Here is a 13,861-nt window from a genome sequence, read left to right as displayed (position 1 = left end):
TGAGCACTGATTAATTTTATGTCTTAAGTTTTGAAGTCGTAAATCCGGTTTATATAAAGATTTATTTTTCATGAATAACAGAAAAGATTATGTCATAGGAATAGATTTCGGTACAAACTCCGTCCGTTCCGTTCTTGTGGATGCCCGTTCCGGGGAGGAAAAAGGGGGGTCGGAATTTTTTTATCCCCGGTGGAAGGAAGGGATGTACTGCGATGCGTCGGAAAACCGGTTCAGACAGCACCCCCTGGATCATATAGAAGGGTTGGAAAACGTTATTCCTGCAATGCTCCGGGAAACCGAACCCGAAGTCAGGAACAATATCCGGGCCATTTCCATAGACACTACGGGCTCTACTCCCGTTGCTGTGGACAGGCGGGGGACCCCCCTGGCCCTGCACCTGGAGTTTCGCGACAACCCCAATGCCATGTTCTTTTTGTGGAAAGACCATTCTGCCGTAAAAGAAGCCGAAGCAATAAACAGGATTGCCGAAAGTTTTGACATTGATTTTTTAAAATATGTCGGCGGCATTTATTCCTCCGAATGGTTTTGGGCAAAATTGATGTATGTCCTGAGAAAGGACGAAAAAGTGAAGAAAGCATGCCATTCCTGGGTAGAGCATTGCGACTGGATCCCTTTTTTGCTGACCGGGGGAAAAGACGTATCGGAAATGAAACGGAGTGTTTGTGCTGCCGGGCACAAAGCATTGTGGGCCGAAGACTACGGAGGATATCCGGCTGAAGAATTTTTCTCGGCTTTAGACCCTGCCCTGGGCGCTATCAGGCGCAGCCTGCCCGCCAGGACTTATGCCTCTGATAATACGGCAGGTAAACTGAGCCCCGAATGGGCAGGGAAACTCGGTTTATCCACAGAGGTACTGATCGGTGTCGGTGCCCTCGATGCCCATATGGGGGCGGTCGGTGGGCAGATCGAACCGTATTATGTGAGCAAGGTCATGGGAACCTCGACCTGTGACATGGTTGTAGTTCCTGCAAAAGACATGGACAATATCCTGGTCAAAGGTATTTGCGGACAAGTGCAGGGATCCATTATCCCCGGTATGCTGGGCCTGGAAGCCGGACAGTCTGCTTTTGGCGATATCTATGCCTGGTTCCGTAACCTGCTTTCCTGGCCGTTGGAAAACCTGCTGTCAGCATCAGAAGTAATAGACAGGGAAACCTCGGAAAAGCTGGTGCACGAGATCAGGGGCAGAATACTTTTGCAACTCAATAAAGAGGCCGCCGGATTATCAATAGACGAAAACACGGAGATCGCCGTAGACTGGTGGAATGGCCGGAGAACCCCCGATGCCGACCAGCTCCTGAAAGGGGCTTTGCAAAACCTTACTTTGGGAAGTACCGCACCCCGGGTATACAGAAGCCTGGCAGAAGCTACCTGCTTTGGTTCCAGGAGAATTATAGAACGTTTTATCGAAGAAGGTATTCCGGTAAAGGGACTGATCGGAGTGGGAGGAGTAGCCCGGAAATCCCCCTTTATCGAGCAGATGATGGCCGATGTTACGGGAATGCCGATAAAGGTCCACAGATCTGAACAGACCTGTGCGCTGGGAGCTTCGATGTTTGCGGCTACGGTGGCAGGCATATACCCCAAGGTGGAGGATGCCATGGAAAATATGGGGAAAGGTTTCGAAAAGGAATTTTTCCCCGATAAAGAAAAACACAGGATGTACAATATCAGATATGAAAGCTACGGGCAATTTTGTAGTTTCATAGAGCAAAAGACCTGAGGCCTCCGGAGCCTGGCGACTGTCAGATCCCGGAAGCATAGTATTTACATTCCGCAATTCCGGAATGGTATAAAAAAATAACCAACTAAATAATATACCCGATGTTAAGACCAATCTGTTTTTTGGTTTTCCTGATCATTTCAGGAAACTTTTACGCACAGCACAAGCCCCAGGGGGAAGAGATATGGCAACTCCGCAATTATTCTTCGGAAAGGATATCGAGCTATGATACAACAGGAGCCAATGACGACGGTAACTGGAAAGACAAGATCAAACCCGGGGAAACCCGTACCATAGGAGAAGTGGAGGGCCCCGGTATCTTTAAGCATATCTGGGTAACTATTGCGAGTAACGAGGTCAATCACCTGAAAAAGATCGTATTGAGGATGTATTGGGACGGGGAACAGACACCGAGCGTGGAAGCCCCTGTCGGGGATTTTTTCGGCCTGGGACTGGGCAGGTATTTTCTGTATGAATCCGAATTTCTTTCCGTGGGTTCACAGCGTGCACTAAATGCTTATTTCCCCATGCCGTTCAGGAAATCGGCTAAAGTCACCATAACTAATGAAGGAAAACAGGCGATAGACGCTTTCTACTATAATATCGACTGGGAAAAACACCAATCTCTCCCGGAAGATATCGGGTATTTCCATGCGCAATACCGCCAGGCACAACCCACAGACGGCTGGACCTCGGACTGGAACCTGAATGGGGACCCGAAGATCAACGACAAGGCCAATGCCACCGGGGAAGGGAATTATGTGATCATGGAAGCCAGGGGAAAAGGCCATTTTATAGGAGTCACTCACAGTATTATCCAGAACCAGGGCGACTGGTGGGGTGAAGGAGACGAAATGATCTATATCGACGGGGCCGAAAAACCCCGGATACACGGCACAGGTGCGGAAGACTATTACCTGGGAGCCTGGTGCTATGGCGGGTGTGGCATAAACCCTTTCGGGGATGCAAAGCCAACCTTTAATTACAAACAATACGGCAATCCGCTGAACGGGGGTGACGATCGTGGTGCGGAATGGATGGTTTACAGGTTTCACTCCGAATCTCCCGTTGTTTTCAATAGCTCGATAAAAATGACCATAGAGCACGGGCACGCCAACCACCGGTCGGATAATTATTATACTGTGGGTTACTGGTACCAGACGGAACCTCATATGGAATTTCCGAAGTTTCCTGCGGTTGAAGACCGTATACCGGAATTGAAAAATACAGAAGGACCGACCCGTGGAAAAAATTAGAATAAGTAATACGCTGCACAGGGCTAATAGTAGAAAGGCCTGTTTATATGTCATCCTCTTGATGATGGCCTCCCTTTACTGCGTAAAATTACACGGGCAGGATCCCACCCCGGCGGTGGAATGGATACGGCCCCACGAAGCAAAGGACAAAGCGATATGGGGCGTGCGGAGCGGAATTGTCATAGGTCTTTGGCCCTCGCCCATCGAAGACAGGGGAAGCGGAGGTTACGGCGGCCCCAGGGGGTTATTCAGGGTAGGATATGAATTCAAAGGGAAAATCTATCATATAAATTACATCGCGATAGAGCCCGTGGTAGATGGTAAAATAGAATTCAGCGAGATCTCTCCTTCCCGGGTAGACGGAAAATGGGGAAAGCTGATGTGGGCCACCGAAGGGCCGGATCCGGGTAAATTCTTTCCCTTTGCGCGGACCCCCGGAACAGTAACCCGTCCCGATAAAGATAAGCCCGGGGTTGAAGAACTTTCCTTCTTTGTTCATATGGAGCAATTTTTAAATGGTTCCCATCCCTATATAAAAGTCAGTATCAGGAGCGACCGCCCGGAAGAAATCTGCTTTGAGGTCTTTGCCCGTGACAACAGCTCCCCGATGGAGCGCTGTGCACTCACCGCGACCATGGGAAATTACGCCAGGTTGAGAAGGCTCCACCTCAAAGATACCGTAATAGACTCCCGGAAGCTGTATCAGGGCTTTAAGGGTATAGACTTTATAGAGAAAGAACCATATTCCTATAAGGTACTCCCGAGGGATAATAATGGCAATTTTATTGCTGTTATGGAAACTGATGAGACTTTTTCGGAATTATCCTCCTGGCCTCAGGAATCCCGTTATCTATCCAGATGGAACTGGCGGTACAGGCCTTTCTTTAAGGTCGTTCAGTATTGGAGAAAGGAATCCGACCGGTTCGACAGGTCGCTCCGCGTCCGGGTTAACGGCAGGGCTGCTTACTGGGCCGGGGCCAGCAGGGACAAAAATAACTATGTGGAGATTCCGGGAGGCCCGGCATTCGAAAACTTTGAATTAAGGGAAAAGTACTATTCAGGACAAAAGTTCTATTTTGGCATGGCACGCAGGCCGGCCAAAGACATGCTCTCACCCTGACCCGGGCCGTCATTACATGATATTTTTCGGAAGCATCCAAGCACCGGTACTTTATCCTGAATACAGGGCTGTTGAATATATCGCGAATAATTAGCATAATGAATATCATATCATAAAATTTAAACGATTAAGTTTTGGATATCTTCATAAAAAATGTAATTTAGTCCTTCTGAATACATAATTCAGAGTGTATAATATCAATTTATTTAATCGTTTAACTTAAAACCTGAAAAACACTATTTGATAAAAAAACACCTTTAAGAACCAATCAATTTATTAACCAATTAAAAACTATAATGGAAACATCTTACACTTCATTGCCACGCCCCGGTTTTGTGAGGAAATTGAGGAATGGGATCATTTTGGCCTGTGGTTTTGTCTTGTTTGTGATCGTGCAGGCTTATCCTTCCGCATTGAATTACAAGATAACAGAGGCCGGTATAGCTTATTTCCAGCAGCAATTTGTAACCGGTACGGTTGCCGATGAAAAAGGAATGCCTCTCCCCGGAGTTACCATACAGGTAAAAGGTACCGGGAGGGGGACAGCTACCGATTTTGACGGAAAATATACTATCGAAGCCGGTAGTAATGACATTCTGGTCTTTTCTTTCCTGGGGTTTAAGACCAGGGAGGTCCGGGTAGGGGAAAACACCAATGTTGATGTAACCCTTGAGGAGGATCTGGCCCGGCTGGACGAGGTTGTCGTAACGGGCTACATGAAACAAAAGAAAGCCGATCTCACCGGGGCTGTGGCTACGGTTTCTTCGGAAGAGGTCGAAAAGAACATCTATTCCAACGTTATGCAGGGCCTTCAGGGAAGGCTGGCCGGTGTACAGGTCACGGGAAACGGTAGCCCTGCCGGGGATGTCGCTGTCCAGATACGCGGACTGACCTCCTTCAGGTCCGCCCCTCCGCTGATCGTAATAGACGGTTTGCCCACCAATGTCAACCTCAATGATATCAGCCCGAACGATATTGCCTCCATACAGGTGCTGAAAGATGCGGCTTCCGCGAGTATTTACGGATCAAGGGCGGCGAGTGGGGTAATACTTATCGAAACCAGGAAAGGAAAGATGGGAGAGACAAAGATCGATTACAGGGGGTCTGTGGGCATTTCGAGTTTTATGAACACAATAGACATGCTCAATACGCAGCAATATGGAGAAGCATTCTGGCAGGCCGCCGTAAACGATGGAAGCGACCCCAATGCCATGACCCAGATATATCAATACGACTGGCACACCAACGATAACGGGGCCCCTGTCCTGGATAATGTATCCCCGATAGAATGGCTCAATGAAGAACAGACCATGCCGTCGGCAGATACCGACTGGTTCGGAGAGGGCACACGACTGGGAATACAAAACAACCACAGCCTCACCATATCCAGTGGTAGTGAAAAGAGCAGGTCACTGTTTTCCCTGAACTTTTACGAAAATCAGGGAACGCAGATCCATTCCTTTTTCCGAAGGTACTCCGCACGATTCAATTCAGAATACACCCTGTTTAAGGACCGGTTGAGGGTAGGGGAAAATATATCCCTGGCCTATATGAACCTCAACAATCAGCGCCGGACCAACGAGCTTCTCCGTATGCCCGCAATTATCCCGGTACATACGCTCGACGGTGGCTGGGGAGGAACTGCCGTAGCCCTGGGCATGGATGATTACTGGAACCCGATAAGGCAATTGACCATGAACAAAGATAACGATAACCATTACATGACCCTTATCGGAAATGTCTATGCCGAACTGGACCTGATAGATAACCTGAGCCTGAGAACATCCTTCGGACTGGAATATAATGCCGGGAATTTCAGGCATATTGATTTTACCTGGAAAGAAGGCGGCGGCAGGGAGGACATCAATAACGGGGTAAATACCGGTTGGAACCAGAATGTTACCAAAACCTGGACCAATACCATAAATTATCGTTTGGACCTGGAAAAACATCAGCTCGATTTCCTTGCAGGGATGGAAACCGTGAAGTTTAAACTGGATGATTTAAGAGGGTATCGCAGGGATATTGAGATTGAAGACTATGACTATGCATATCTTAATGCAGCTTCCGGAACTCAGGAAGTTTATGGGGGAGGAGATGAATGGTCATTACTCTCCTACTTCTCCAAATTTAATTATGTGTTTGACGACAAGTATTTGTTGTCGGCCACGGTGAGGTACGACGGTTCTTCCAAATTCGGGGAAAGAAACCAGTTTGGGGTTTTCCCTGCAGTGTCCGGGGGATGGAGACTGAGCCAGGAGAAATTTTTAGCTGAAAGCACCCTGATCTCCGATCTGAAGTTAAGGGCGAGCTGGGGGATGAACGGAAATTCCAATATTCCAACAAATGCACTGGTCGATATTTACGATGCCGCTTATCATTCCGGGCTTCACGGCACGAGTTACGGGCTTGCAGGGAACGAAACAGGCAATCTTGCCTACGGATACCGCAAAATACACACCGGGAACTCCGACCTGAAATGGGAAACGACCACCCAAACCAATATAGGCCTGGATTTCGGATTGTTTGACGGTGCCCTGACAGGTTCCGTAGACTACTTCCATAAATATACCGACGGAATGTTATATGAGCCCCCGTACATTGCTGCCATCGGAGAAGGGGGGCAGCGGTGGATAAATGCCGCGAACATGACCAACACAGGGGTGGAATTTGTCATTTCCTACTTTGGCAAAACAGGAGGGGATTTCTCTTATTCGATAACAGGGAATATCAGCACGTACAGGAACCGGATAGACGATCTGCCCGAATCGGTAAAATACACCTTCGGGGGTAACGGACTGGATGACGATATTCTCGGCAGGCCCCGCAATTCGCATTACGGATTTGTTGCCGATGGCCTGTTCAGGACCCAGGAAGAGGTAGACAATTCCCCGGAACAGCCGGGTAAAGGCCTGGGAAGGATAAGGTACAAGGACCTGAATAATGATGGCCGTATTACCTGGGAGCACGACCGCACATGGCTCGGGGTAAGCGATCCGGATTTTTCATACGGATTGAATTTTGAAGCCGAATACAAGAATTTCGATTTCTCCATGTTCTGGCAGGGTGTAGTGGGGAATACGGTCTGGAACGACTGGAAAACATACAGCGATTTCTGGAATGTGCACGTTCAGAAGGGTGTCAATCACCCTACGCGTATTTTAAATGCATGGTCGCCCGCCAATCCCGATTCCGATATCCCGGCCCTGTCCCTGATCAACCCGAATGACGAGCTGAGGGCATCGACCTATTTCCTGGAATCCGGCTCATACCTGAAACTGAGACAGGTTGAGATAGGATACAATATTCCCGAAAGTGTTTTGTCTAAAATAGGTGTACAAAAGGCCCGCCTCTCGGTGAGTGCCCAGAATATTGTAAACATCAGGAAATGGTGGGGCGACGATGCCTATACCGGGATCGATCCGGAAAGCCCGGCCGCTGATGCCTATGTGAGGCCCCAGGTCTTCCTGTTTGGTGTTAATGTATCTCTTTAACCACTAAATTCTGTTCAGATGAAAACTTTTAAAAACTGCATAATATCCGCCCTTTTGATATTTTCCATCACCGCTTGCCAGGACATGCTGGATGTTAACCCCAAAGGCGTACTTACGGAAGACCAGCTTCAGGACCCGGAGCAATTGGATGGTTTTGTTACTGCGGCTTATGCCTTTATGCCCAGATCCCACGCTTTTGAGACCTATAATCCTTTTATTGCCAGTTTACGCTCGGACGATGCCTACAAGGGCGGGGGCGGGCTGAATGACCAGACCCCCTGGTACCAGATGGAGGTCTTTTCGCTGGTCAATGCCAGTATAGGGAATAACGATAATGCCTGGTATCGGGCATATCAGGGCATTTCCAGGGTAAATACCGCGATAAGGGCCATTGAAAATGTGAGCGAAGAAGACTACCCCGTAAAACAGGAACGGCTTGCCGAGATGAGGTTCCTCAGGGGATGGATACACTTTAAGATGAAAAGGCGCTGGAAATGGATCCCTTACATTGACGAAACCGCAACGGTCGATGATATTCCTCTTATTTCCAATCATCCTGACGACATGCAGAACGACCTGCCGCTCTGGCAAAAGATACTGGACGATTTCAAATTTGCCGCAGAGCACCTTCCCCCGGAACAGGATGAGGTAGGCAGGGCCAATCAATATGCCGCCAAGGCATATGCAGCCCAGGTGTTGCTCTGGATGGCATATCCTCAGGACAATACCCACCAGGTTACCGGGATCGATACGGAAAAACTGTCAGAAGCCCTTGTCCTGGTCAATGACATTATAGACAGCGGAGCCTTTAGCCTGGCTTCCGATTTTGCCCAGAACTTTATGCTGGAATACGACAATGCTTCCCCGGAATCCCTTTGGGAATTACAATTTACCATAGACGACGGGACCCCCCGGGGCAACCTGAATGAAGGGAACGGGCTCACCGCCCCCTGGTGGAACCCGTATTTCAGTTGCTGCGATTTTCACAAGGCGAGCTATAATCTCGTCAATGCATTTCAGGTCGGGGATGACGGATTGCCGCTGTTCGACGGGTTCAACGAATCGGAGTTAAAAGGGAATTACGATGAATATTTCAGCAGGTCTTTCGACCCCAGGCTCGGGCATACCGTGGCCATTCCCGATTTTCCCTGGAAGTACCAGGAGATCGTATTCGACAGCACGGGTTCGAGAGACCCCGGTATCTACGGCTATATGAATTCCCTGAAAGAAAATGTACGGACCGACAGCCCCGGGTTATGGGATGAGTTCTGGATGTTCAATTCCAAGAACCAGATCGAAGTGCGGTATGCCGAGGTATTGCTGTGGAAAGCCGAAATATTGATACGGCTGGGCAGGCAGGATGAAGCACTCCCCGTAATCAACCAGTTGAGGGAACGTGCGGCCAACAGCACGGAAAAACTGAAACTGCCTGACGGAACCTTCCCTGCCGAATATAAGGTAGAACCGTATGTCAACGGGGTAAACATCAACTGGAATGCCGAGACCGCATGGAAAGCCCTGGTTTGGGAAAACCGGCTGGAAATGGCCATGGAAGGACGCCGTTTTTACGACCTGGTACGCTGGGGAATTGCCGCTGAGGTGATGAACGCGTATTTCGAAAAGGAAAGCCAGCGCTATCCCTGGATGGAAGTCGCCTATTTTACAAAAGGAAGGGATGAGTACCTTCCTATCCCGCAGGCCCAGATGAATTGGTCAAAGGGCGTTTACAAACAGAACCCCGGCTATTAATTAACTACCTAAATGTTCATACGATGAAAAAATATGTATTTTATATTTTTATATGGAGCCTTTTGCTCTGCTCCGGATGTTATGATGACGATATAATCACGTCCAAACCGGGAGAACCGATCGATCCGGTCTCTAACCTGGCGGCCAATGCAGAAGGAGACCAGGTCAATCTCTCCTGGGACCTTCCATCTGCTTATCCAGAAAATGTCATTGAGCCCGTGTCTGTCCTGATCCATGTCTCTGTTGACGGAAGGAGGGAAGGCGGATCCATAACCCTGGAAGATAATGCTGTAAGTTATACCTATTCGCCTTACGATCCTGCAAAGACATACAGGTTTACCGTTAAGGTCATGGCCCATGCTGAGCCGTCGGAAGACTACCAATCCGGCCTGTTTTATTCACCGGGAAGTACCATAGAGCTTTAATATCCAAAAGAGATAAAAAACAGATGAAAGGAAAGAAACAAGAACATAATCGCCGCCTGTTCTTAAAACAGGTAGGCATAGGCGGCCTGGGGGCTTCTCTGTTGCCCGTACCCTTTGTTACCGGTTGTGATGAAGGTGCAAAAACGGGAACTACGCCCCCCGGTTCCGATGAAAAGAAAGCACCCGCCAGGAAATACAATGGCACCTATAAAGGTGATTACCTGGATAAGGTTGCTTTTCCGATCGGTGGAATGGGGGCCGGCATGTTTGCCCTGGAGGGGACAGGGGCCATATCGCATATGTCCATACGTCACAGGCCGGAGTTGTATCACGAACCGAACATGTTTGCGGCCATCACTGTAAAAGGAATGGATAAAGGGGCGAAAGTCCTCGAAGGACAGGTGCCCAAATGGAAAATGTTCGGCCCCAGGGGTACGGGAAACGGGGCTCACGGATCGAATTACGGACTGCCACGGTTTACTCATGCGGCATTTAAAGCCCGTTTTCCCTTTGCCAGCATTCGCCTTAAAGATGAAGACCTGCCCCTCCGGGTTACACTCACCGGATGGAGCCCGTTTATCCCCGCAGATGAGGATAATTCGGGACTGCCCGTGGGCGCACTGGAGTACGAATTCGAAAATACGGGAGCAAGGGTTGTTGAAGCGGTCTTTTCCTATAATGCGAGGAATTTTGTTCTTCAGCACAACCGGAAAGGAACGGTAGAACGTACTCCCGGCGGATTTATCCTGACGCAAAAAGGCACCGGAGAACAACCGCATCTGGAAACGAATTTTGCCGTATTTACGGATGAACCCGGTACGGTGACAGACCACTGCTGGTTCCGCGGCGGGTGGTTCGATCCGCTCACCATGGTTTGGGAAACTATAAAAGAAGGAAAGGTAAAAGCCAATGAACCTGTTGAAGAAGGGGCTCCGGGAGCTTCCCTGTTCGTACCTTTTGAACTGGAACCGGGAGAAAAAAGAACTATCCGGATTATGATGGCATGGTATGTGCCCGAATCAGACCTGCATTTCGGAGAGGCGGGCCAGGATGGAGGAGATTGCTTTTCTCCTACGGCCCTGGGACTGGAAGAAGAAAGCAGAAAAGATCCGGGTATAACTTACAAACCCTGGTATAGCAGCCGGTTTGGGAATATAAAAGATGTCGTTGAATACTGGAGGGAAAATTATAAGGATCTACAAAAGAAATCAGGGCTTTTCAGAGATGCTTTTTATTCCAGTACGCTGCCGCCGGAAGTCGTGGAAGCCATTGCGGCCAACCTCACTATTCTGAAATCCCCGACCGTTATGAGGCAGTATGACGGGCGGATGTGGAACTGGGAGGGTTGCAGCGATGACTGGGGGTGTTGTCATGGGACGTGTACACATGTGTGGAATTATGCCCAGGCCATTCCGCATCTCTTCCCAGCCATGGAAAGGGGCCTGCGGCATACGGAGTTTTGTGAAAATCAAAACGAGGGGGGGCACCAGGTATTCCGGAGCAACCTGCCTGTTTCGCCGGGTAAGCACAACTTTCACTCGGCTGCTGACGGACAGCTCGGGGGCATCATGAAAGTATACAGGGAATGGCGGATAAGCGGAAACAACCGGTGGCTCGAAAAAATGTACCCCATGGTAAAGACCAGTATGGACTACTGTATCCGGACGTGGGACCCGAGGGAGAAAGGTGTTCTGGAAGAACCGCATCACAATACCTATGACATTGAATTCTGGGGGCCGGACGGGATGTGTACCAGCTTTTACCTCGGGGCTCTGAGTGCACTCTCCGAAATGGGGAAATTCCTGAACAGGGATATTTCCCGTTACGAAGAGCTTTGCGCAAAAGGGAAGAAATATATGGAAGAGCGTTTGTACGACGGGGAATATTTTATCCAGGATATCCGGTGGACGGGCCTGAATGCCCCCGATCCTGTTAAAGCCCAGTCCTTCCACACCCAATATTCCGACGAGGCCCTGGCCGTATTAAAAAAGGAAGGCCCCAAATACCAGTATGGCAAAGGGTGCCTGTCCGACGGGGTCCTGGGTAGCTGGATCGCCAGTATGTGCGGGCTGCAGGACCCGTTGAATGCCCAAAAGGTTCGCAGTCATTTAATGGCGGTACATAAATATAACTTAAAAGACGACCTGACGGACCATGTCAACCCGCAACGCCCTGCTTATGCCCTGGGGAATGAGGGTGGGCTTCTCCTCTGTTCCTGGCCCAAGGGAGGAAAACTTTCCCTGCCGTTTGTTTACAGCAATGAGGTCTGGACCGGGATCGAATACCAGGTTGCATCGCACCTGATGTTGATGGGGCAGGTGGAAGAAGGTCTGGAGATCGTACGTGCCTGCCGTGACCGCTACGACGGCCGCACAAGGAACCCCTTCAATGAGTATGAATGCGGGAGCTGGTATGCCCGGGCATTGTCCAGCTACGGCATGCTACAGGGGCTTACCGGTGTACGGTATGATGCTGTTGAGAGGGTTTTGCACATAGATTCCAGAATAGGGGATTTTAGCGGTTTTCTCTCTACGGAAAACGGTTTTGGTACCGTGAGCCTAAAGGGCGGGAAACCTGCCCTGAAAATATTCATGGGCGAAATAAAGGTAGAAAAGGTACTCATTTCCGGTGAGGAAGTGGAATGGAAGGTTTAGTGCGAAATATGGAAAATAAACCGGAACAAAAATGGAAATAGCAAGTAAAACAGTAGTATCGTTAAGGTACAGATTGAAGAATGGAAAAGGAGAGGTCGTAGAAGATATAACCGGGCGGAAACCGGTGACCTATCTGCACGGAACGGGTCATATACTTCCTGCCCTGGAAGGCCATTTAACAGGATTGAAAGTCGGGAACGTAAAAAGGTTTTGTATATCGGAAGAACAAGGCTATTTCGGGGTAGAAGGAGAATTTTATTGCGAAGTGATCATTGATGAAGTACGCCGCGCCACCGACGAAGAATGGAACAGGGGAGAGGTCGCTCAAAAGAATAAAAAGGAATGTGGATCCGACGGATGCTGTTAAGGCGTTCGTGGAGACATACTAAGCCCGGTTATATTGAAAACAGGTTGAACCGGATATATTAAGATACTTATTCGTGCTACATGAGTTGCTTGCCGTAGATGTATCTGAAAATTTATATTTAGAAAGATCCGCTTTGTGCCCTCCGTGCCTGCTTTGATTCCTTTGTGGTAAAAAGGATTTCAGGAGAAGAATTTAACCTCAAAGGGCACAAAGTTCTCAAAGACGTAAAAAACCCGATTCAAATCAAAAAACAGGAAATTATCATAATATGTTGTATACTATATGATTATATTCGTTTTTTAAAAATTGACACATCATCAGTAAAAGCAAATAATAGTTTTTGCACAGACTCCCGGTCGGATACAGCTTGTATAAGTTTTTTGCTTTACTATCCGGATAATGGATTATCTTGAATAGTTATATCAGTAAAAACCTCATTAAATCTTATGTATATTTTCTATCTTTAAAAGAACTTTGAGGGATTTAACAAGTATGATACTCAAATACCTGAAGAATAAATATCAAATTGAATTATAAAAATGAAAAACCTGATCCTGTTGTTAGGGGCACCCAACGATGAAAAAGGAAATCTTAGCCCTATTGCCATAGACCGTAGTAAATGTGCATATAACTTATATGTGAATAACAATAATATGTCTTTTCTATGCACGGGTGGATTTGGGGAACATTTTAATAAAACAAACAAACCACATGCACATTACGCCAAAGAATTCTTGATAAGAATGGGAGTAAAAGAAAATGAATTTTTACCGTTTGTCCTATCCGAAAATACTTACGAAGATTTCACCAAATCAAAAAAGATGATAGAAGAAATCGCGCCGGACGTATTGTTTATTGTGTCTTCAGACTTTCATATGGAAAGAGTCCGGTTAATACATGATAAAATTCTCGGTTATCCGAATGTTATATTTCTAGCCGCCGGATCAACACTTTCCTCAGAAGAATTATTGCCGTTAAGGGAACATGAAAAGAATGCTGTAAGACGATTAAAGCAGGCCGGGTTAGAACTTTAAAAAAGTAAAACCCGCTTA

Annotated in this window: 9 protein-coding genes; all 9 read left to right on the top strand. The window is 48.0% G+C overall.

Going from position 1 to position 13,861, the window contains the following annotated elements; translation table 11 throughout:
* Positions 1 to 70 precede the first annotated feature (70 nt).
* The 9 genes from KN811_RS17895 to KN811_RS17855 all read left to right on the top strand — a co-directional run bounded on the left by KN811_RS17895 (position 71) and on the right by KN811_RS17855 (position 13,843).
* Positions 71 to 1,744, top strand: coding sequence for a ribulokinase (locus tag KN811_RS17895; protein WP_187964874.1), 1,674 nt, complete (start codon positions 71 to 73; stop codon positions 1,742 to 1,744).
* Between the two features lie 101 nt (positions 1,745 to 1,845).
* Entirely contained in the window at positions 1,846 to 3,000 is a 1,155-nt protein-coding gene (locus tag KN811_RS17890; protein ID WP_187964873.1) for a glycoside hydrolase family 172 protein, read from the top strand.
* Positions 2,987 to 4,120 carry a hypothetical protein gene (locus KN811_RS17885; RefSeq protein WP_187964872.1) on the top strand — a complete coding sequence of 378 codons (1,134 nt, stop codon included), beginning with the start codon at positions 2,987 to 2,989 and terminating at the stop codon, positions 4,118 to 4,120. Before KN811_RS17890 ends, KN811_RS17885 begins: the two co-directional genes overlap by 14 nt.
* Positions 4,121 to 4,416: 296 nt before the next feature.
* Positions 4,417 to 7,614 carry a SusC/RagA family TonB-linked outer membrane protein gene (locus KN811_RS17880; RefSeq protein WP_187964871.1) on the top strand — a complete coding sequence of 1,066 codons (3,198 nt, stop codon included), beginning with the start codon at positions 4,417 to 4,419 and terminating at the stop codon, positions 7,612 to 7,614.
* A gap of 18 nt (positions 7,615 to 7,632) precedes the next feature.
* Positions 7,633 to 9,363 (top strand): RagB/SusD family nutrient uptake outer membrane protein, encoded by a 1,731-nt coding sequence (locus KN811_RS17875; RefSeq protein ID WP_187964870.1) that lies wholly within the window; start codon positions 7,633 to 7,635, stop codon positions 9,361 to 9,363.
* Positions 9,364 to 9,386: 23 nt separating this feature from the next.
* Positions 9,387 to 9,788, top strand: coding sequence for a DUF4945 domain-containing protein (locus tag KN811_RS17870; RefSeq protein WP_187964869.1), 402 nt, complete (start codon positions 9,387 to 9,389; stop codon positions 9,786 to 9,788).
* Between the two features lie 23 nt (positions 9,789 to 9,811).
* Positions 9,812 to 12,442, top strand: a complete 2,631-nt coding sequence (locus KN811_RS17865; RefSeq protein ID WP_187964868.1) for a GH116 family glycosyl hydrolase — start codon at positions 9,812 to 9,814, stop codon at positions 12,440 to 12,442.
* Between the two features lie 31 nt (positions 12,443 to 12,473).
* Positions 12,474 to 12,809 (top strand): FKBP-type peptidyl-prolyl cis-trans isomerase, encoded by a 336-nt coding sequence (locus tag KN811_RS17860; RefSeq protein WP_187964867.1) that lies wholly within the window; start codon positions 12,474 to 12,476, stop codon positions 12,807 to 12,809.
* 539 nt (positions 12,810 to 13,348) lie between these two features.
* Positions 13,349 to 13,843, top strand: a complete 495-nt coding sequence (locus tag KN811_RS17855) for a YdcF family protein (protein ID WP_187964866.1) — start codon at positions 13,349 to 13,351, stop codon at positions 13,841 to 13,843.
* The last annotated feature ends 18 nt before the right edge of the window (positions 13,844 to 13,861 follow it).

Source organism: Sinomicrobium weinanense, from assembly GCF_018863395.1.
Taxonomy (GTDB): Bacteria; Bacteroidota; Bacteroidia; order Flavobacteriales; family Flavobacteriaceae; genus Sinomicrobium; species Sinomicrobium weinanense.
The sequence above is the reverse complement of the archived record's forward strand: the minus strand, read 5'-3'. Positions and strand labels throughout refer to the sequence as shown.